Source organism: Microbacterium sp. 10L49 (assembly GCF_056395125.1).
On sequence record NZ_JBFTIW010000002.1, the window covers coordinates 407040 to 427332 of the forward strand.

The window sequence follows — 20293 nt, forward strand, 5'->3', positions numbered from 1 at the left end:
ACGGCGGGTTCATCCTCGTCGCTTTTTCACTACGGATCGTCCGGCACGTACCTGCCGGTGAAGGAGAAGACAATGGCAACTGTGACCTTTGATGAGGCCACCCGTCTGTACCCCGGCGGCACCCGCCCCGCGGTCGACAAGCTGAACATCGAGATCGCCGATGGCGAGTTCCTGGTTCTGGTCGGCCCCTCCGGCTGCGGCAAGTCCACCTCGCTCCGCATGCTCGCGGGCCTCGAAGAGGTCAACGCCGGCCGGATCCTGATCGGCGACCGCGACGTGACCGACGTCCCGCCGAAGGACCGCGACATCGCGATGGTGTTCCAGAACTACGCGCTGTACCCGCACATGACCGTGGCCGAGAACATGGGCTTCGCGCTCAAGATCGCCGGCGTCGGCAAGGAGGAGCGCGCCCAGCGCGTCCTCGAGGCCGCCAAGCTCCTCGACCTCGAGCCGTACCTGACCCGCAAGCCGAAGGCCCTCTCGGGTGGTCAGCGTCAGCGTGTCGCCATGGGCCGCGCGATCGTGCGTCAGCCGCAGGTGTTCCTCATGGACGAGCCGCTGTCGAACCTCGACGCGAAGCTGCGTGTGCAGACCCGCACCCAGATCGCGTCCCTGCAGCGCCGCCTGGGCGTCACCACGGTCTACGTCACGCACGACCAGACCGAGGCCCTGACCATGGGCGACCGCATCGCGGTGCTCAAGGACGGTCTGCTGCAGCAGGTAGGCACGCCGCGTGACCTGTACGAGAAGCCGAACAACCTGTTCGTCGCCGGCTTCATCGGCTCTCCGGCGATGAACCTGTTCGCGGCCGACCTGGCCGAGGGCGGCGTCCGCTTCGGCACCGAGGTCGTCCCGCTGGACCGCGACACGGTCGGACGCGCGAACGGCTCGCAGGTCACGGTCGGCGTACGCCCCGAGGACATCACGGTCGGCCCCGCCGACGGCAAGGGCCTGTCGGTCGTGGTGGACCTCGTCGAAGAGCTCGGCGCTGACGGTTACTTGTACGGCCACACCGAGATCAACGGCAAGCGCGCCGACCTGGTCGCCCGCGTCGATGGCCGCAACCACCCGAACGCCGGCGAGACGGTCACCCTCGCCGCGAACCCCGGTCACGTGCACGCCTTCGACGTCGAGTCCGGCGCCCGCTTGAACGACAAGCCGATCGTCGCCTCCTGATCACCGTCTGATCGACGCGGCGCGGGGGATCTCCCCCGCGCCGCGTCGTCGTCTTCCCTGTCGATCCCCCGAGGAGCACCGTTGAAGGACGCTCTGACCATCACGGCGAGTGCCGTGGATCCGGGTCTGCTGTCGCTGCCCTGGTCGCAGCCGCTGTCGAAGTGGCCGTCCGACGTGATCGTGTCGCTGCCCAAGGGCCTGTCCCGGCACCTGGTGCGCTTCGCGGATCTGTCCGGATCCGTCGTCGCCGTGAAGGAGACCACGGAGCAGATGGCGCGCCGCGAGTACGACATGCTGGGCAACCTCGCCCGCCTCGATGTGCCCTGCGTGTCCCGCGTCGCCGTCATCGCCGGCCGCACCGACGGCAAGGGCGAGCACCTGCCGGCGGCGCTGGTGACCTCGCACCTGCGCTTCTCGATGCCGTACCGGGCGCTGTTCACGCGCGTGCTGCGGCCGGACACCGCGACCCGCCTGGTCGACGCACTCGCGCTACTGCTGGTGCGGCTGCACAACGTCGGCTTCTACTGGGGCGACGTGTCGCTGTCGAACGCGCTGTTCCGCCGTGACGCCGGGGCGTTCGCCGCCTACCTCGTGGACGCCGAGACCGGCGAGCTGCACGAGGAGGGCCTGACCGACGGTCAGCGCGCGTACGACCTGGATCTGGCCCGCACCAACATCGCCGGGGAGATCCTGGACCTCGCCGCAGGCGGGAGGCTCGAGCGCGGCGTGGACGCGGTCGCGATCGCGGACGGCATCGTGTCGTCCTACCGCGCCCTGTGGGCCGCGCTCACCGCACACGAGTCCTTCGCTGCGGGCGAGGCCTGGCGGATCACGGAGCGCGTGGAGAAGCTGAACGCGCTCGGCTTCGACATCGGCGAGATGTCGATCCAGACCACCGCCGACGGCACCAGGGTCGAGATCGAGCCCAAGGTCGTCGATGCCGGCCATCATCAGCGCCGCCTCATCCGCCTCACCGGCCTGGACGTCGAGGAGAACCAGGCCCGGCGACTGCTGAACGACCTGGACGAGTTCCGGGCCCGCTCCACCAAGCAGTGGGCGGACGAGGAGATGTACGCGCACGAGTGGCTCACCCGGGTGTTCGAACCGGTGGTGCGCGCGATCCCCTACGACCTGCGCGCCAAGCTGGAACCGGCCGAGGTGTTCCACCAGGTGCTCGAGCACCGCTGGTACATGTCGCAGGCGCAGGGCCGGTCGGTGCCGCTGGCCGAGGTGCTCACCTCGTACATCAACGACGTGCTGCGGCACCGGCGGGACGAGGCCACGATCATGGGGCCGCCCACCGAGACCATGTCACTGCCGGTGATCACCGGATCCGTCCCGGTCTCGGACGACACCGGCGACATCGACTGGCGCGATCTGGTCTGAGACGGCGCGGCACTGGCCGCGAGGCTCCATCCGAGTAACGAGACTGCAGCGCTGGCGTGCAGTCTCGTTACTCCACTGAAGTCTCGCGGTCAGGTGCGGTCGCCCGGGGGACGATGCCGTCAGTAGCCGACGGTGAAACGCTCGCGGCGGTGCTTGCCGTTCTCGATCTCGTCGACGACCGCGATCGCGAAATCGGCGCCGGAGATGGTCGAGTTGCCATCGGCGTCGCGCACGACCACGTCGCCGCCGTCCCGGTAGGAGCCGGTGCGCTCGCCCTCGGCCCACGGCCCGAACACCTCGGCCGGGTGCACGAAGAACCAGTCCAGCGACGCGTCGGCGTTCTGCAGCACGGCGAGGGAATCGATGCCGACCTGCGCCTCGTGCTTGTACTCCTCGGGGAAGTCGAGGTCGATCAGACGCGGACCGCCCGGCGCCGAAAGGCTGCCGCCGGCGCCGCCGACGACGCTCACCCGCGTGCCCGTGCCGCTGAGCTTGTCGACCAGGTTGGTCAGTGCCGGAATGACCGCCTGCTCCATGTCGCCGCGCGGGGACAGCGCGGACACGACCACATCGGCGTTCTCGAACACGTCGCCGAGCGCATCGAGGTCGGTCACCGAACCCTGCACGTTGGTGACACCGTCGACGGGAGCGGACGGCTCGGAGCGCGAGATCGACACGACCTCGTGCCCGCGCGACGCGGCTTCCTGGACGATGTGGCGGCCGGCGTAGCCGGTCCCTCCGATGACGACGATGCGAGCCATGCGCGTTCCTTCCGTTCCGATCCCGGCTGTTTCTGCACCGGGTACGGCAGGTGAAAGGACCCACGGCCGTCGTCTATTCCGCCTCAGCCGGATCCTGCACGGATGTGCACCTCCGGTCAACGGCATGCGCGGTCGGTCATGCGGAGCACCGAGCGCCAGGGCGCCGTGCTCCGCATGAACCTCAGCCCTTGGCGGCGCGGACCGTCGAGACCTGGTACAGCGCGACAGAGGCCGCGATGCCGGCGTTGAGCGACTCAGTCGCCGCGGAGATCGGAATCGACACGATCTGGTCGCAGGTCTCGGTGACGAGGCGCGAAAGCCCCTTGCCCTCGGATCCGACCACGATGACGACGGGACGGTCCGCGAGCTCGATCGCGGGCAGCGACACGTCGCCGCCGCCGTCGAGGCCGAGCACGAAGACGCCCTGCTTCTTGAACTCCTTGAGCATGCTGGTGAGGTTCGCAGCGAGGGCGACCGGGATGCGGGCCGCCGCCCCGGCGCTGGTCTTCCACGCCGCGGAGTTCACGCTCGCCGAGCGACGCTGCGGAAGGATCACGCCGTGTCCGCCGAAGGCGGCGGTGGAGCGGATGATCGCGCCGAGGTTGCGGGGATCGGTGATCCCGTCGAGCGCCACGAACAGCGGGGTCTGGCCGCGGTCGATGACCTCTTCCAGCAGATCCTGCGGGTGCGCGTACTCGTACGGCGGCACCTTGAGGGCGACGCCCTGGTGCACGCCGTCGAAGCCGGCCATGCGATCCAGCTCCTGACGGGTGACCTCGAGCACGGGGATCTCACGGTGCCGTGCGATCGCGAGCATCTCCTTGATGCGGTCATCCATCTCCACGCGCTGCGCGATGTACATCGTGGTGGCGGGGATCTTCGTGCGCAGCGCCTCGAGCACCGAGTTGCGCCCGGTGACGGTCTCGGTGTCGTTCGAGGCCGACGACGAGGACACGCGGCGGTTCGGATTGGATCCGCTCTGCGGCTTCTGGCCCGCGCCCGATCGCGCGCCGGGACGGCCCTTGCCGCCTGCGGCCGCATAGCGCTCCTGGGCCGCCTTGCGCTTTCCGGCGACGTGCCAGGCGCGGTCCTCGGCCTTCGGGGTGTTCCCGCGGCCCTCGAGCGCCTTGCGGCCGAGGCCGCCGGTGCCCTTGGTGGCGCCCTTCTTCTTGCTGTTGCCCGCTCCGGGCCTGCTCGGCTTAGCCATCGATACTCCAATGAGTTCCGTCTGGAGTGTCCTCCAGGGTGATGCCCGCCGCACCGATCGCATCGCGGATGCGGTCGGCGGCGGGCCAGTCCTTGTCGGCGCGGGCCTGCGCACGCTGGGCGATCATCGCCTGCACGAGCGCATCCAGCGCGGTGGTGGTCTTCGTGTCGGATCCGGCGGATGCCCACTCGGGCGCGAAGGGATCGATGCCGAGGATCCCGGCCATGGCCTGGACGTCCGCGAAGGCATCGATCGCGGCATCACGGTCGGAGCGGTCCAGCGCAGCGTTGCCCACGCGTACCGTCTCGTGGAGCGCGGCGAGCGCCTGCGGCACGCCGAGATCGTCGTCCATGGCGGCAGCGAAGGCCTGTGGCACAGCGCGGTCGGCCCACCCGATTCGCGGACCGTACGCTCGGATAACGCGCTCCTGGAACGTCCGGATCCGGCCCAGCGCCGCCTCCGCCTCGCGCCACGACGACTCGGAGAGGTCCAGGCTGGAGCGGTAGTGCGCGGCGGCCAGCGCATAGCGCACCACGAGCGGATCGTGCTGCGCGAGCACGTCGGCGGCAAGCGTGAAGTTGCCGATCGACTTGGACATCTTCTGCCCGTCGACGGTCACGAGGCCGTTGTGCACCCAGTATCGGGCGAACGCGTCACCGGCCGCGGTCGACTGCGCCAGTTCGTTCTCGTGGTGCGGGAAGCGCAGGTCGAGACCGCCGCCGTGGATGTCGAACTCGGCACCGAGGTAGCGCCGCGCCATCGCGGAGCACTCGATGTGCCAGCCGGGACGCCCGGCGCCCCAGGGCGAGGCCCAGGTGGCGTCGGCGGGTTCGTCCGGCTTCGCGCCCTTCCACAGGGCGAAGTCCTGCGGGTTGCGCTTGCCACGCGGATCCGCATCCTCCGCGGCCTCCATCGCGTCCACGGACTGGTGGGTGAGCTCGCCGTAGGCGGGCCAGCTGCGCACGTCGAAGTAGACGTCGCCGGACCCGTCGGCCGCCGGGTAGGCGTGACCGCGCTCGACGAGGCGCTCGATGAGCTCCTGCATCTGCGGGATCGACGCCGTCGCCCGCGGCTCGTAGGTCGGCGGCAGGATGCCGACGGCGGCGTACGCGGCCGAGAACTCCTGCTCCATCCGGTACGCCAGGCCCCACCACGCCTCGGCGTCGGTCGCATTCGCGAGCACCTTGTCGTCGATGTCCGTGACGTTGCGGACGAAGGTGACCCGCCCGTAGCGCAGCTGCAGCCAGCGCCGCAGCAGGTCGAAGCTCAGCGCCGCGCGCACATGCCCGATGTGCGGGCCGGACTGCACGGTGGGTCCGCACACGTACATCGTCACGTTCGAGTCATCGAGCGGAACGAACTCGCGCAGTTCCTGCGCGCGCGTGTCATAGAGGCGGATCGTCACCGCTCAAGCCTACCGGGGCGGTCCTGACAGTTTCGGGGAGCGATGTCGGCGCCGGAATCGGATCCGGCAGGGCGGACATCGCTCCTCGAAACAGGACGTGGTCAGGGCTGCAGCAGGATCTTGCCCTCGCGCCCCGCGCGCAGGTTGCCCTCCGACGCCTCCGCGATCCGCTCGAACGGCAGCACGGCCTCGACCGGGAGGGTGAGCACGCCCTCGCGGATGCGCTGCAGCAGCTCGCCGAAGAGGGCTCCACGCTGGTCCGCGGGCATCGCAGCCGCGACCTTCGAGCCCCAGAAGCCGCGCACGGTCAGCTGCTTGAAGATCACGTCGCCCGAGGAGATCCGCATGGTCGGCGATGCCATCGCGCCGAACACCACGAGCAGGCCGCCTTCGCCGAGCATCGCGGCGACCTGGCCACTCGCGTCGCCACCGACCGAGTCGATGCCGGCGCGGATCGGCGCACCGCCGCTGAGGGCGCGCACCTGGTCCTGCCAGTCCTCGGCATCGGTCGCGACGACGTTGCCGACCCCCTGCGCGGCGAGCTCCGCGATGCCGTCCGCACGACGGACCAGGCTGACCACGTGCACGCCGCGAGCGGCGGCGAGCTGGGCGACCATACGGCCGACGGCGCCGTTCGCCGCGTTCTGGATCATCCAGTCGCCCGCGGCCAGCCCGAGCGAGTCCAGCACGCTGATGGCGCTGAACGGCATGGATCCGAGCTGGGCGGCCTGTTCGTCGGGGATGTCGTCGGGCACCGGGATGAGCCCGCCAGCGGAGGCGAGCACGTACTCGGCCCAGGCGCCGAACGCGCCGCCGACGGTGACGCGACGCCCGACCAGCGCGTCATCGACGCCTTCGCCGACCGCATCGACCACACCGACCGCCTCGGTGCCGGATCCGGCCGGCAGCTCGGGCTTGTACCCGTAGAGGCCGCGCACCGTGAGCAGGTCGTGGTTGTGCACGGCGGCGAGCAGCACGCGCAGCCGCACCTGCCCCGGACCGGGCTCCGGCAGCGGGACGTCCTGGACGGACAGGACTTCGGCGGGATCCCCGAAGGAGGAGTGGACGAGTGCGCGCATGGCGGTGACCTCTCTACGACGTCTGCTGGATGCGGCGGGTGGCCGCGTCCTCCAGCGTAGGCACGTGCGCGAGGAATCGGATCCGAATCCGCAGGACCCTGCGTTATGGATTCAGCCCAGCGCGATCGGATGCACGAGAGCCACAGCCGTGACGGCGATCCCCTCGCCCCGGCCGGGGAAGCCGAGCCCGTCGGTCGTGGTCGCGGAGACGGCGACGGGAGCGCCGCCGAGGGCCTCGGACAGCACGCGCTCGGCCTCAGCGCGGCGCGCACTGAACCGCGGGCGATTGCCCTGGAACTGCACGGAGACGTTGCCGATCGCGAATCCGCCCTCCGCGAGGATCTCCGCGGTGCGGGCGAGGAAGACGTCGCCGTGCGCGCCCGCGTACTCCGGATGCGCGGTGCCGAAGTGCTGCCCGATGTCGCCGAGCCCCGCCGCGCCCAGCAGCGCATCCACGATCGCGTGCGCGACGGCGTCGCCGTCCGAGTGCCCCTCGAGTGCGGGCTCCCCGGGCCAGTCCAGGCCAGCGAGCCGCAGGGTGCCGCCTGAGGCGAAGGCGTGCACGTCGGTGCCGACGCCGATGCGCGGGATGACGGGGGCGGCGGCCGGTCGCGGAGACTCTCGACGCACCGGGGTCGAGGCGGCGGAGAGGATCATACGGGCGCGCTCCAGGTCGTGCGGAGTGGTGATCTTGAAGGCCTCCTCGGAGCCGAGGACGTGTCGCACCGCTCCCCCGGCGGCCGCGAAGAGCGCGGCGTCGTCGGTGTACTCGATGCCCTGAGCTTCGGCGTGCCCGTAGGCGGCGACGAGCTCGGTGCGGGGGAAGCCCTGCGGCGTCTGCGCGGCGGCGAGCTCTGATCGGTCGACCGGGGCGACGACCTCCTCCCCGTGCACGCGCTTGAGGGTGTCGACGACGGGCAGCGCGGGGATCACGCCCACGCCCGGGCGCACCGCTGCGGACACCGCCGCGAACTGCGCGGGTGGAGTCAGCGCGCGAGCTGCGTCGTGCACGAGCACCGTGTCGATGCCGCCGGCGAGCACCGCGAGTCCGGCCGCCACGGAGCGCTGCCGGGTCTCGCCTCCGACGATCACCGCCACCACCGGCGCCCCCTCGTCGCTCGCTGGTCGCGGATTGTCGCTTCGAACCTCGGATGGCGGCATTTCGCGACCAGTGAACGTCGTCTGCGCGGCCTCGAGGATGGTGCGCGCGTCGGACTCGAGTCCAGCCGGGACGACGAGGATCACCTGTGCCGGGGCCGCGGCGAAGACGCCGTCGAGCGCATGCTCGAGAATCGCGCGACCGCAGAGCGGCACGAACGCCTTGGGTGCTCCGGCGGCGAGGCGCGTACCGGATCCGGCCGCCACGACGATCACCGCGGTGTGCGCGAGGGACGAAGGCGGGGGCAGGTCGTTCACGCTCTCACGTTAGCGCCGGATCCTCCACTCTCCCGCGTCCGGATCCTCTCGCAAGAAATCCTTGCGTGAACGAGTACTTGATCTGATACAGTACTTGACATGAACGATGACGCCTTCTCCGCGGACCTCCTGCGCGGGCACACCGACACGATCGTGCTCGGCATGCTGCGCGGCGGCGATCGCTACGGCTTCGAGATCTACAAGACCATCCGGGACGCCACCGGAGGGGACCACGAGATCAAGGAGGCCACCCTGTACGCGACCTACCGCCGTCTGGAGAAGGACGGCCTGGTCGAGTCGTACTGGGGCGACGAGACGCAGGGTGGCCGTCGCAAGTACTACCGGATCACCGACGCGGGCCGCGCGGTGTACCGGCGCAACGTCGCGGCCTGGGTCGCCACCCGCCGCGTGATCGACACGCTTCTGGACGCGAAGGACTGAGCACATGAACACCGACATCCACCGCCTCCTGGACGAGGCCTTCGCCGGGATCGAGATGACGCCGGCCGCACAGGACCTGAAGGAGGAGATCCGCGCGAACCTCGCCGCACAGGTCGACGAGCGGATCGCCGCAGGCGCCTCACCCGCCGAAGCCGCGCAGAGCGCGATCGCCGAGCTCGGCGACGTGCGAGCCCTGCTCGAGGATGAGCCGGCCGCGGGCAGCACGCACGCGCCGGGCTGGGAGGCGCTCACCGCGCGCAACCGGGTGCGACCGAAGCCCGGCTTCGTGGTGCGCACGGTGCTGCTGAGCCTCGTCGCGACCGCAGCCCTCGTCGGAATCCTCCTCGTGGTGCTGCTCGTGCCGCCGTCCGCGCCGCTGGCCGTCGCCGGACTCGGCGCGGTCGTCGCGGTCGCGCTCGGCATCGTCACGGCGGACGCACTGCTGCAGGAGACCACGACCAATCACCCGCTGCCCGCCGCCCGTGCCGTGGGGTTCGGCCTCGCGACCGGCGGCACCCTGCTCGCACTCGGACTCGGCGGCGCCTTCGCGCTGGCGCTGGATCAGCTCTGGCTCGTGATCCTCGCGGCGGTGCTCCTGGTCGGCGCTCTCGCGCTGTTCTCCTACCTCGGCGCGACGCAGACGAATCGGCACAAGGCCTGGACCCGCAGCGCCATGACGCAGATGCCGCCGAACCGCTTCGAGACGGATCCGGAGTCCGCCGCCCGCTTCGGGATCTACACGGCGGCGATCTGGTTCCTGACCCTCGCCGTGATCGTCGTGCTCGTCTTCACCGTCGGCTGGTGGTGGGCGCCGGTGGCGTTCGTCGGCGGCCTCGCCGCGATGATGCTGCTCCTGGCACGCATGCTCTACGCACCGCGCAGCGGCGACCGCCGCTGACCGGTCCGGCCGGTCCTGGCTCTTCGCCTCGCTGAGTCCGGATCCGCCTTCCCTCACAACGCAGAGAACCCTCAGAACGGAAGGGATGTTCGTCATGCCCGCACACCAGCGCCTCGACGGCGACGCCATCGTCGCCGAAGACCTCGTCAAGGAGTACCGCGGCCGCGGCCGCCGCCCCGCTGTCCGCGCCCTGGACGGCCTGAGCTTCGCCGTCCCTGCCGGACGCGTGTTCGGACTGCTCGGCCCGAACGGAGCCGGCAAGTCCACCACCACCAAGATCCTCACCACTCTGTCCCGCCCGACGGCGGGCCGAGCTCGCGTGGCCGGGCATGACGTGACCGACGCCGCCGGCGACGTGCGCGCGGCGATCGGCTACGTCTCGCAGGGCACCGGAACGGATCCGAACCTCACCGCGACCGAGAATCTCGAGATCGCCGGGCGCATGCGCGGCCTCGGCGGCTCCGATGCCAAGGCCCGCGCCGCCCGGCTGCTGACCGAGTTCGGGCTCGCCGACGCGACCCGCCGGCCGGTGCGGACGTTCTCGGGCGGTATGCGGCGGCGCCTCGACGTCGCCGCCGCTTTGGTGCACCGTCCGCAGGTGCTCTTCCTCGACGAGCCCACCACGGGCCTGGACCCCGAAGCCAGAGCCGCCATGTGGGCCGAGATCCGGCGCCTGGCCGGAGAGGAGGCGCTCACCGTGGTGCTCACCACGCACTACATGGAGGAGGCCGACCGACTCGCCGACGAGCTGCTGCTGGTCAACCGCGGGCGTGCCGTCGCCCAGGGCACACCCGACCAGCTCAAGGCCGCGCTGCACGGCGACGCCGTCCGGGTGACGCTCATCGAACCCGATCCGGTCGCCGTGCGCGCCGCGGTCTCCTCCCTGCCGGGGCTGCGCGACGTGCTCGTCGAAGCGGCCGGGGTCGACGGCCTGCTCGTCGCCCGCACCGATGACGCCGGTTCTGCGGTCGGCGCGGTCATCGCGGCGCTCGACGGCGCGGGAATCCGCTACGGCCAGGTCGCGGCGTCCCACCCCACCCTCGACGACGTGTACCTGCACTTCGTCGGCCACACCTTCGGCGACGCCCCGGCGTCCGCCCCCACGGAAGAAGTCGCAGCATGAGCGCGATCGCCCTCTCCCCTGTCCCCGCCACGACGACGCGCCCCGCCGGCTGGTTCACCCAGACCGGACAGGTGCTGCGGCGCTGGTCGATCGTCTCGATCCGCCAAGCTTGGGGCCCCGTGATGAGCCTCATCCAGCCCGTGATCTGGATCCTGCTGTTCGGGCAGGTGTTCCGCACGCTGGGCGCGCTTCCGCAGTTCGGAGGCCACGGCTACATCGACTACCTGGTCCCCGGGATCCTGATGATGACCGTGCTGTATTCGGGCGCCTGGGCCGGCACGGGCTACATCGACGACATCGAATCGGGAGTGATGGACCAGTACCTCACCTCACCCCTGCGGCGCTCGTCGATCATCGCGGGGCAGCTCCTGCAGCAGCTGGTGATCAACGTCCTGCAGTCGCTCGTGGTCCTCGGGATCGGCTGGCTCGGCGGGGCACGCTATCCCGGCGGCGCCGGAGGCATGCTCGTGGCGCTGGGCATCGCCACGCTGCTCGCGACGATCTTCTGCTGCGCATCGACGGCGGTCGCGCTCACCGCCCGCAGCCAGATCGCACTCATCAGCCTGTCCCAGTTGATCGTGCTGCCCGCGACGTTCCTGTCGACGACGATGATGCCCGCCGCTGCCATGCCGGAGTGGGTGCAGAATGTGTCGCGGTGGAACCCGATGACCTGGGCCGTCGAGCTCGGCCGTGGCGGCCTCACCGGCGCCTACCCCGCCGAGGGGTGGTGGCAGGCCGCGGGCCTCGCCCTGCTGGCGGCGCTCGCGTTCACCTGGGCGCTGCGCGCGATCCGCAGCTACCAGCGCTCGATCTGACCGGCCTCGATCCCCGCCGCAGACACGACGAAAGGGCGGATGCCATCGGCATCCGCCCTTTCGAGAGCAGAACTCAGGAGGCGAGGACCTCGTCGAGCATCGCCCCGGCCTTGTCCTCGTCGGTCTTCTCCGCGAGCGCGAGCTCGGAGGTGAGGATCTGACGGGCCTTGGCCAGCATGCGCTTCTCACCCGCGGAGAGCCCGCGGTCCTGGTCGCGGCGCCACAGGTCGCGGACGACCTCGCTGACCTTGATCACATCGCCCGAGGCGAGTTTCTCGAGGTTCGCCTTGTAACGGCGCGACCAGTTGGTCGGCTCCTCGGTGAACGGAGCGCGCAGCACCTCGAACACCCGGTCGAGCCCCTCTTGGCCGATCACGTCGCGCACGCCGACCAAGTCGACGTTCTCCGCAGGCACCTCGATGATGAGGTCTCCCTGCGTGACGTTCAGCTTCAGGTACTTCTTGGTCTCCCCCTTGATCACACGGTCCTTGACCTCGATGATCGTCGCGGCGCCGTGGTGCGGATAGACCACGGTCTCACCAACCTCAAAAAGCATAAAGTCGTGTCCTTTCGGCAACCTCCAGGATACCACAGCGGGAATGCGCTAAGGTTCGCGCCCCCTACACCGGCAGACCTGTCCCCCGCGCCCGTGAGGCGGGCCGTGCGGCGCGGACCCGTGCCCCTAGAATGGTGCTGGATCATCACGTGAATTTTCTGGAGGACCCGTGAAATCGCGCCTTGCTGCGTCCATCGCCCTCAGCGCCCTCGTGATCGTCGGCGCCACCGGGTGCGCCGGGATCACTCCGCAGGCGACCACCATCGACTACTCGGCCTCCGACGGCGCGAACGTTCCCAAGAAGGGTCCGATCGAGGTCCGCAACGCCTTCGTCGTCGTGGACGAGGCCGGCACTCTGGGCAACCTCGTCGCCGGCCTGGTCAACACCAGCTCCGATGCGCAGACGATCCACATCTCCATCGGCGACGGCCCGAGCCAGAGCGTCCGCATCGCCGGTCAGAAGGCGGTCAGCCTCGGTGGCGATGACGCCAAGCCGATGACCTTCGAGGACCTCGACACCAAGGCCGGGGAGACCATCGAGGTCTACTTCCAGTCCGGCGACGCCGAGGGCGTCAAGTACGCGATCCCCGTGCTCGACGGAACGCTCCCCTACTACGCGCCGCTGGTCCCGACCGCGCAGCCGAGCCCGACCTCGACGCCGGTCGCGCCAGCCGTAGAGGTGACGCCGACGCCCAGCGAGACCCCGGTCGGCTGAGCCCGCAGCACTCGCAGAGAGCCCCCGGAACCTGAAGGTTCCGGGGGCTCTTCGCGTGTGCGGAAGGCGTTCAGCCCTCGAAGCGGTACCCGAGCCCGCGCACGGTGACGAGCATCACCGGCTCGGAGGGGTTCTGCTCGATGCGCGAACGGATCCGCTTGATGTGCACATCGAGGGTCTTGGTGTCGCCGAAGTAGTCACTGCCCCAGACCCGGTCGATCAACTGGCCGCGGGTGAGCACGCGTCCGGAGTTGCGCATGAGCACCTCGAGCAGCTCGAACTCCTTGAGCGGCATGTTGATGACCTCGCCATCGACCGCGACGGTGTGCCGATCGATGTCGACGGTGACGCGGCCGCCCTCGAGGATGCGCTCGTCGATGTCCTCCTCGGCCTGCACGACCCGTCGCAGCACGGCGCGCATACGAGCGAGCAGTTCGCGCGACGAGTACGGCTTGGTGATGTAGTCGTCCGCTCCGAGCTCGAGGCCCACGACGATGTCCACTTCGGAGTCCTTCGCGGTCAGCATGATGATCGGCACCGCGGAGGCGGTGCGGATCTGACGGCACACCTCGGTGCCGGGCATGCCGGGCAGCATCAGATCGAGCAGCACGATGTCCGCGCCGCCCTCGCGGAACAGGGCGAGGGCGGTGGGTCCGTCCTCGGCGATCTCGACCTCGTACCCCTCCCGGCGCAGCAGGTATGCGAGCGGGTCGGCGAGATCGGGCTCGTCTTCGACGAGGAGGATGCGGGTCATACGAGTTCTCCGGTATCGGCGCGGGTCGTTTCCGCGGGGTTCGCAGGCGACGGGGCGAGGCGCGAGGCCTTGCGCTCCTGGCGCTTCTTCTTGTCCTTCTTCGGCTTCTTGCTCTTGCGCGGGGCCATGTCCTCATCGACATCGGGGCCGGCGATCTGCGGCAGGCGCATGGTGAACGTGGACCCGCGGCCCGGACGCGACCACAGCCGCACCTCGCCGCCGTGACGCTGGGTGGCGTGCTTCACGATCGACAACCCGAGCCCGGTGCCGCCGGTGCGACGCGAGCGGGCCTCGTCGGCGCGATAGAACCGCTCGAAGATGCGCTCGCGGTCGGCCTCGTCGATGCCGATGCCCTGGTCCGAGACCGAGATCTCGACCACGCCGTCGTCGATGCGCACCCCGACGCCCACACGGGATCCTCGCGGTGAGTACACGATCGCATTCGCGATGAGGTTGCCGACCGCCTCGATGAGGATCTGCGCGTCGCCCTGCACCCAGGCGCCCCGGTCGCCGCCTCTGCTCAGCTCCACCCCTGCCGAGGCCGCCTGCACAGCGTGCCCTTCCACGCTCGTCGCGACGACCTCGTCGATCGCGACGGCGCCGAACGTGCCGAATCCGTCCGAGGACTGCAGCCGGGAAAGGCTCATGATGCGTCCGGTGAGCTGACCGAGACGCGCAGCCTCGGCCTGGATCCTGGTCGCGAACGCCCGCACCTGAGCGGGGTCGTCGGCGGCCGACTCGATCGCCTCGGCCAGCAGGCTCACCGCGCCCACCGGAGTCTTCAGCTCATGGCTGGTGTTGGCCACGAAGTCGGTGCGCATCTGCTCCAGGCGCTCCTGCTCGGTGATGTCGCGGATGATGAGCAGGTTCAGCCGCGGCCCGATGCGCTTGGCCCTCGCAGCGACGAGGCGCGGGTCCAACTGGCGCCCGCCGCGCGCAAGGCGCATCGTCGCGGTCTCGGATCCACCCTCACGCACCGCTCGCACGAGCTGGCGCAGCTCAGGGTTCTCCAGCGTGGCGCCGACCTCGATGCCGAAGCGCGCAGCCGCCGTGCTCGCGGCCGTGACGAGGCCGGACGGGTCGACGGCGCAGGCGGCGTCGTCCATGGCCGCCAGCACATCGGTGAGGCCGTCCGGAAGTTCGGTGGACGCCTGCTGCTCGGCCGCGGTCCTCGCCCGCATCGCTGCCACGATCATCGCCGCGATGCCCGCGCCGATCGCGACCCCCAGCCCGAGGGCGAGCAGCGCGAGCAGAGTGCTGTCCATGCCCCCAGCGTAGAGGGCGTTCACCCTCCTGAACGGCGGGTGAACGCCCTCCGCACGCCCTCACGCGCTAGTGTTCACGAGCACGGCACCAGCCGTTAACCTTCGCCGAAGAGAATCGCCACGTGCGTGTCACGACCGTGACACGCACCGTCCCGTGCCCGTTCTGCGGGCCGCCGTGCGACTCAGACCATCCGGTGCCCCGGGTCACAGAACGAAAGGTGCGCAGCCATGCGCGAAGTCTTCCACCAGTCCCTCGAGCATCTGCAGTCGCAGCTCGTCGAGATCGCCGACCTCGTGGCCGTGTCGATCGAGAAGGCCACCCGCTCGTTCGCGACCAGCGACGTCGCCCTGGCCGAAGAGGTCATCGCCGACGATGCCCGCATCGACGAGCTCGCCGTCGCGCTCGACGAGCAGGCCATCGAGATCCTCGCACGCCAGCAGCCCGTCGCCCGCGACCTGCGCATCGTCGTGACCGCGCTGCGCGTGAGCGCATCCCTCGAGCGCATGGGCGACATGTCCGAGCACATCGCCCAGCTGGCGCGACTGCGGTTCCCCGAGCGGGCCATCCCGAAGGGCCTGAAGGGCACCTTCACCCGCATGGGCGAGCTGGACGTCGAGATCGCCCGCACCCTCTCCGAGCTGCTGCGCACGCAGGATCTGCGCTTCGCCGACGCGATCCGCAACGCCGACGACGACGTGGACGAGCTGCACGCCAGCGTCTTCGAGAAGGTGCTCAGCGACAACTGGAAGGGCGAGGCGGGCGCGACGGTCGATGCCACCCTGGCCAGCCGTTACCACGAGCGGTTCGCCGACCACGCGGTCGCCGTCGCGAAGAAGGTCGTCTACCTTGCCACGGGCGACTGGGCCGTCGATGAGGAGGACATCGCCCTCGCCGTCGAGGCGCAGGCCGAGGCCGGATCCGGCCACGCCTGACTCTCCTGCACGAGAAGATCCGCCCCTGCCGTTCCGGCTCGGGGCGGATCTTCTCGTTTCGGGGTCCACCGCTTGTTCGGGGCGCACTGCGATTCCCGGATCCGGGAGCACATGCCCCGAAACGACGGATCCCGCCCCGAGTCGGTCGGATGTCCGGTTCGGAGCGGGATCGCTGTCCGTCCGGGGTTACTTCTTGCCCTGGTTCGCTACGGCGGCAGCGCCGGCGGCCGCCGCCTCGGGGTCCAGGTACCGGCCCGGGCCCGTGGGCACGTTGTTCTCGTCGAGCTCGTAGACGAGCGGGATGCCGGTGGGGATGTTGAGCTCGGCGATGTCGGCGTCGCCGATGCCCTCGAGGTGCTTCACGAGGCCGCGCAGCGAGTTGCCGTGCGCCGTGACGAGCACGGTCTTGCCGGCCTCGAGGTCGGGCACGATGGCCGACTCCCAATAGGGCAGCAGCCGGTCGATGACGAGCTTGAGCGACTCCGTGCGCGGAACGTCGCCGTCGATGCCCGCGTAGCGAGGGTCGTTCACCTGGCTGTACTCGCTCGCGTCATCGAGCGGGGGCGGCGGCACGTCGAAGGAGCGGCGCCACAGCTGGAACTGCTCGGGACCGAACTCCTCGAGCGTCTGCGCCTTGTCCTTGCCCTGCAGCGCGCCGTAGTGGCGCTCGTTGAGCCGCCATGAGCGGGTCACCGGGATCCACAGCCGGTCCGCGGCGTCGAGCGCGATGTTCGCGGTCTGGATCGCGCGGCTGAGCAGCGAGGTGTGCAGCACGTCAGGCAGGATCCCCGACTCCGCCAGCAGCTCTCCGCCCCGGCGGGCCTCGTTCTTGCCCTGCTCGGTCAAGCGGACGTCCACCCAGCCGGTGAACAGATTGAGTTCGTTCCATTCGCTCTGGCCATGGCGGAGCAGGATGAGGGTGCGCGTCATGTTCTCAGCCTAACGGCGTGCGCCGTGCCGCTCCGAAGTCGGGTCTCCGCATGACGGAGATCGCTTATTCGACGCATAGCAGCCGCAAAGGTCGTGGTTCGACGGGCTCGAGAGAATCCTCCTGTCAGCCACGAGAGGATCCGGACATGAGCACCTTCCCCGACCCGACCCGCACTCCGCACGGTCCCGCGTATGAGGGCCGTCTGCTCGACCGCCCCGACGAGGAGGTCGTCGATCAGGGGGCGCCGTTCGACATCCGCACCCTGATGTCTCGCCGTGTCGTTCTGAGCCTCGTCGGGCTGGGTGCGGGCGGCGCGGTGCTCGCCGCGTGCGCACCGATGGCTTCGAACGCCGCGAGCACTGCCGCCGCGACGGCGATGCCCACCGTCACCAGCACGCCGAGCCCTTCCGCGACGTCGGCGACCACCGCGGTGCCCGCCGCGGAGATCCCCGACGAGACAGCGGGGCCGTATCCCGGCGATGGTTCCAACGGCCCGGACGCCCTGGCCGAGTCGGGCATCGTGCGCCAGGACATCCGCTCCTCGATCGGCAGCGGCACCACCGCAACCGGCGTGCCCTTGACGTTCTCCCTGAACGTCCTCGACGAGGCATCCGGCGACGCGCCGTTCGCGGGAGTCGCCGTCTATGCCTGGCACTGCGACGCCTCCGGCGGATACTCGATGTACTCGTCGGGCATCGAGGACGAGACCTACCTGCGCGGGGTGCAGGTCGCCGACGCGGACGGACGGGTGTCGTTCACGTCGGTCTTCCCCGGCTGCTACTCGGGGCGATGGCCGCACATCCATTTCGAGGTGTATCCGAGCGCCGCCGACGTCACGGACTCCGCGAACGCCATCGCCACCTCGCAGATCGCGCTGCCGCAGTCGGCGTGCGAGGCGGTGTACGCGACGGCAGGCTACGACGGGTCGACGGCGAACCTCGCGCGGACGTCGCTCTCCGCGGACAACGTGTTCGGCGACGACGGCGGCGCCCTGCAGATCGCGGCGATGACCGGCGACAGCGCGAAGGGCTACACCGCGACGCTCACGGTACGCGTCGACACCCGCACGGCTCCGACCAGCGGCTCGATGGGCGGCGGGCCGCGCTGACCGGCGCTGAGGCTACCGCTCGGTCGGCAGCGTGTGGACCGTCGGGTTCAGGTCTTTCCGGTACCAGCGGTCGGCGTACGGCCCGGAGTCGAACGCCTCCACCGAGCGGAAGCCGAGACCCTCGTACATCGCGCACGCCTCCACGAGATCGGAACGGGTGTCCAGCCGCAGTGCGCGAGCGCCCTGATCACGAGCGACCTCCTCGAGCGCCAGGATCAGCCGGCGTCCGATCCCCTGCCCCCGCGCGGCCGGCATCGTGAAGACCTTGGTGAGCTCGAGGTCGCCCTCCACGAAGCGCGCCCCGGCGCAGGCGACGACGGCATCCCCGTCCCGGGCCAGAAGCAGGATCCCGGTATCGCCCTGGAGGTCGTCGTACGGCTCGTCGGCCAGGGCCGTGTCGCGTTCGCCGTCCGTGGCGGGCCTGCCGTGATAACGCGAGACCACGTCGATCAGATAGGTGCGCACGATGCCGTCCGCCTCCGCCGTCCCGGGGAACCCGACCTCGATCGTCACCACAGCGACAAGCCTAGGCGACGGGACCGGGCAGGATGGTCTCATGGCGTCCTCTCCGCTCGGCAGGCCCACCCGGGGCACCACCGGCACCAACCGGCTGCGGCGCAACGACCGCTGGATCGCCGCGTCACTCGCGTTCCGCCGGGCAGCGGATCCGCTCGTCGTCGATCTGGGGTTCGGCGCCAGTGGCGTCACCGCGTTCGAGCTCGCCGCGCGCCTCCTCCGAGTGCGCCCGGACGCCGAGGTGATCGGGCTCGAACTGGACCCCGAGCGCGTGGCGACGGCGCAGGGCCAGCTCGCTGAGCTCCGCCACGGTGCGGGTCACTTCGCCGCCGACCTGCCGGTGTCGTTCGCACGGGGCGGGTTCGAGGTGCCGCTGCCGTCGGGGCGCAGGCCCGCGGTGATCCGCGCCATGAACGTGCTGCGGCAGTACGACGAGGCCGACGTGCCCGACGCCTGGGCGCGGATGGCGTCGCGCCTTGCACCGGGAGGGCTGCTCGTGGAGGGCACCTGCGACGAGATCGGCCGCATCGCGAGCTTCATCGACGTGGATCAGGACGGCATCCCGCAGCGCTTCACGCTGTCGCTCCGGCTCGCGGATCTGGAACGACCGTCGATCGTCGCCGAGCGCCTGCCCAAGGCGCTCATCCACCACAACGTACCGGGCGAGCGGATACACACCCTGCTCACGGACCTGGACCGCGAGTGGGAACGTGCGGCACCCTTGTCCACGTTCGGGGCGACTCAGCGCTTCCTCGCCGCGGTGTCCGCCCTCCGCGCCGCGGGATACCCGGTCCTCGGCACGCGAGCCCGCTGGCGCCTCGGTGAGCTCACCGTGCCGTGGAACGCGGTCGCTCCGAGCTGAGCCGCGCCCGCCGCGAACTCACATCCGCTCGTATCGCGCGCGTGCGATGCAGAAGACCCCGTACGCGACCAGACCCGCCCCCACGGCGCAGAGCAGCGCGGGGCCGCAAGGCAGAGCGGTGATCCCGCGCAGCGCGGCGTCGAGCCCTGCCGCCTTGTGCGGATCCTCCGTGACCGACGCGATCACGAACAGCACCCCCGTCAACGCCACGGCGACGCCCTTCGCAAGGTAGCCGACCACGCCGAACAGCTCGATCCCCGCCCTTCTCGTTCCGGGTGGCATGCGCAGCTCCTTCGTGAACGAGCGGGTGATGGCGCTCACCACGAACCCGCCGCCGACCGCGATGACCGTGAGACCGATCACCACGAGCAGGATCTCGCCGCCGGGAGCCGAGAGGATCCGGGCGCTCAGCGTCTGCGAGCTCTGGGAGGGATCCGCGCGCCCGCCGGCCGCGTACACGACCGCGATCCCTGCGAGCACGAGGTAGACCGCCGCGATGCCGAGATTCTTGAGCCGCCGTCCCCACTTCGTCGCGTCCTCCGCGGCGCTCGCGAGCATCGCGTCCGCGATCCGCCACACGGCGAGTGCGGCGAGGGCCGTGGCCACGACGACGAGCACCAGGCCGCCGATCGCGCTGTGCCGCAACTGCTCCATCGCCCCGCCCTGGTCGGCCTTCCCGCCGCCGCCGACCCCGATGGAGATCGCGGCCGCGCCGATCAGGATGTGCAGGACGCCGAGCACCACGAATCCGATCCGGGCGACCCGCCGGAGCGCCGACGAACCCTGCGTCATCCGCGCCGCGTCCCTCGCCCGGTCGGACGCGTCCTCACCCGTGCCCATTCCCGCAGAGTAGGTCACGTGATCCCGCGGCGACAGAGGGTTGCGGTGCGCCCGTCGCTGTGCGTCGCGCCCCGGGCTCAGGGCGCCGCCCGTCTCCCCCGCTGCG

The 20293-nt window shown here is 70.5% G+C and carries 21 protein-coding genes; 10 read left to right on the top strand and 11 right to left on the bottom strand.

Annotated elements, in window-relative coordinates; translation table 11 throughout:
• The first annotated feature begins 72 nt into the window (after positions 1-72).
• The gene (locus tag AC1DCT_RS06410) at positions 73-1176 is read left to right on the top strand and encodes an ABC transporter ATP-binding protein (protein ID WP_440733747.1); all 1104 of its coding nucleotides are present in this window, start codon (positions 73-75) and stop codon (positions 1174-1176) included.
• 81 nt (positions 1177-1257) lie between these two features.
• On the top strand, positions 1258-2562 hold the full coding sequence (locus AC1DCT_RS06415; protein WP_441977644.1) for a DUF4032 domain-containing protein: 1305 nt from the start codon (positions 1258-1260) through the stop codon (positions 2560-2562).
• Between the two features lie 119 nt (positions 2563-2681).
• Here AC1DCT_RS06415 and AC1DCT_RS06420 read toward each other — a convergent pair whose 3' ends face one another.
• The 5 genes from AC1DCT_RS06420 to ispD form a co-directional block, all read right to left on the bottom strand.
• Entirely contained in the window at positions 2682-3323 is a 642-nt protein-coding gene (locus AC1DCT_RS06420) for an NAD(P)-dependent oxidoreductase (RefSeq protein ID WP_440733749.1), read from the bottom strand.
• A 181-nt stretch (positions 3324-3504) separates the two neighbouring features.
• Positions 3505-4530, bottom strand: coding sequence for a 23S rRNA (guanosine(2251)-2'-O)-methyltransferase RlmB (rlmB, locus tag AC1DCT_RS06425; protein ID WP_440733750.1), 1026 nt, complete (start codon positions 4528-4530; stop codon positions 3505-3507).
• Positions 4523-5935, bottom strand: a complete 1413-nt coding sequence (gene cysS, locus AC1DCT_RS06430) for a cysteine--tRNA ligase (RefSeq protein WP_477428085.1) — start codon at positions 5933-5935, stop codon at positions 4523-4525. Before cysS ends, rlmB begins: the two co-directional genes overlap by 8 nt.
• A gap of 101 nt (positions 5936-6036) precedes the next feature.
• Entirely contained in the window at positions 6037-7014 is a 978-nt protein-coding gene (locus AC1DCT_RS06435; protein ID WP_477428087.1) for a zinc-binding dehydrogenase, read from the bottom strand.
• A gap of 111 nt (positions 7015-7125) precedes the next feature.
• Complete coding sequence (ispD, locus tag AC1DCT_RS06440) at positions 7126-8430, bottom strand: 2-C-methyl-D-erythritol 4-phosphate cytidylyltransferase (RefSeq protein ID WP_477428089.1); 1305 nt, start codon at positions 8428-8430, stop codon at positions 7126-7128.
• Between the two features lie 99 nt (positions 8431-8529).
• Here ispD and AC1DCT_RS06445 point away from each other — a divergent pair, with 99 nt between their 5' ends.
• The 4 genes from AC1DCT_RS06445 (at position 8530) to AC1DCT_RS06460 (ending at position 11707) form a co-directional block, all read left to right on the top strand.
• Entirely contained in the window at positions 8530-8871 is a 342-nt protein-coding gene (locus tag AC1DCT_RS06445; protein ID WP_045273464.1) for a PadR family transcriptional regulator, read from the top strand.
• A 4-nt stretch (positions 8872-8875) separates the two neighbouring features.
• Positions 8876-9769, top strand: a complete 894-nt coding sequence (locus tag AC1DCT_RS06450) for a permease prefix domain 1-containing protein (protein ID WP_441977649.1) — start codon at positions 8876-8878, stop codon at positions 9767-9769.
• A 94-nt stretch (positions 9770-9863) separates the two neighbouring features.
• Positions 9864-10892, top strand: a complete 1029-nt coding sequence (locus AC1DCT_RS06455) for an ABC transporter ATP-binding protein (protein WP_477428091.1) — start codon at positions 9864-9866, stop codon at positions 10890-10892.
• Positions 10889-11707, top strand: coding sequence for an ABC transporter permease (locus tag AC1DCT_RS06460; protein WP_477428093.1), 819 nt, complete (start codon positions 10889-10891; stop codon positions 11705-11707). The genes AC1DCT_RS06455 and AC1DCT_RS06460 overlap by 4 nt, the downstream gene beginning before the upstream one ends.
• 73 nt (positions 11708-11780) lie before the next feature.
• On the opposite strand, the gene AC1DCT_RS06465 is transcribed toward AC1DCT_RS06460, so the two are convergent.
• Positions 11781-12263: a CarD family transcriptional regulator gene (locus AC1DCT_RS06465; protein ID WP_477428095.1), complete on the bottom strand. Its 483-nt coding sequence runs from the start codon at positions 12261-12263 to the stop codon at positions 11781-11783.
• Positions 12264-12432: 169 nt separating this feature from the next.
• On the opposite strand from AC1DCT_RS06465, the gene AC1DCT_RS06470 reads away from it, so the two are divergent.
• Positions 12433-12978 carry a DNA modification methylase gene (locus AC1DCT_RS06470; protein ID WP_440733757.1) on the top strand — a complete coding sequence of 182 codons (546 nt, stop codon included), beginning with the start codon at positions 12433-12435 and terminating at the stop codon, positions 12976-12978.
• Between the two features lie 70 nt (positions 12979-13048).
• On the opposite strand, the gene AC1DCT_RS06475 is transcribed toward AC1DCT_RS06470, so the two are convergent.
• Positions 13049-13732: a response regulator gene (locus AC1DCT_RS06475; protein WP_477428096.1), complete on the bottom strand. Its 684-nt coding sequence runs from the start codon at positions 13730-13732 to the stop codon at positions 13049-13051.
• Positions 13729-14997, bottom strand: coding sequence for a sensor histidine kinase (locus tag AC1DCT_RS06480; RefSeq protein WP_477428098.1), 1269 nt, complete (start codon positions 14995-14997; stop codon positions 13729-13731). The genes AC1DCT_RS06475 and AC1DCT_RS06480 overlap by 4 nt, the downstream gene beginning before the upstream one ends.
• 228 nt (positions 14998-15225) lie before the next feature.
• On the opposite strand from AC1DCT_RS06480, the gene phoU reads away from it, so the two are divergent.
• A complete protein-coding gene (gene phoU, locus AC1DCT_RS06485; protein ID WP_440733760.1) occupies positions 15226-15930 on the top strand; it encodes a phosphate signaling complex protein PhoU in 705 nt (234 codons plus the stop codon).
• Between the two features lie 186 nt (positions 15931-16116).
• Here phoU and AC1DCT_RS06490 read toward each other — a convergent pair whose 3' ends face one another.
• A complete protein-coding gene (locus tag AC1DCT_RS06490) occupies positions 16117-16860 on the bottom strand; it encodes a phosphoglyceromutase (protein ID WP_440733761.1) in 744 nt (247 codons plus the stop codon).
• A 146-nt stretch (positions 16861-17006) separates the two neighbouring features.
• Here AC1DCT_RS06490 and AC1DCT_RS06495 point away from each other — a divergent pair, with 146 nt between their 5' ends.
• Entirely contained in the window at positions 17007-17969 is a 963-nt protein-coding gene (locus AC1DCT_RS06495; RefSeq protein ID WP_477428100.1) for an intradiol ring-cleavage dioxygenase, read from the top strand.
• Between the two features lie 12 nt (positions 17970-17981).
• Here AC1DCT_RS06495 and AC1DCT_RS06500 read toward each other — a convergent pair whose 3' ends face one another.
• Positions 17982-18485, bottom strand: coding sequence for a GNAT family N-acetyltransferase (locus AC1DCT_RS06500; RefSeq protein ID WP_477428101.1), 504 nt, complete (start codon positions 18483-18485; stop codon positions 17982-17984).
• A gap of 40 nt (positions 18486-18525) precedes the next feature.
• Between AC1DCT_RS06500 and AC1DCT_RS06505 the strand changes: the two genes are divergently transcribed.
• On the top strand, positions 18526-19347 hold the full coding sequence (locus AC1DCT_RS06505) for a class I SAM-dependent methyltransferase (RefSeq protein WP_477428103.1): 822 nt from the start codon (positions 18526-18528) through the stop codon (positions 19345-19347).
• Positions 19348-19365: 18 nt separating this feature from the next.
• Here the strand turns inward: AC1DCT_RS06505 and AC1DCT_RS06510 are convergent, their stop codons facing one another.
• Positions 19366-20187 (bottom strand): DUF1206 domain-containing protein, encoded by an 822-nt coding sequence (locus AC1DCT_RS06510; protein WP_477428105.1) that lies wholly within the window; start codon positions 20185-20187, stop codon positions 19366-19368.
• Positions 20188-20293: the final 106 nt, after the last annotated feature.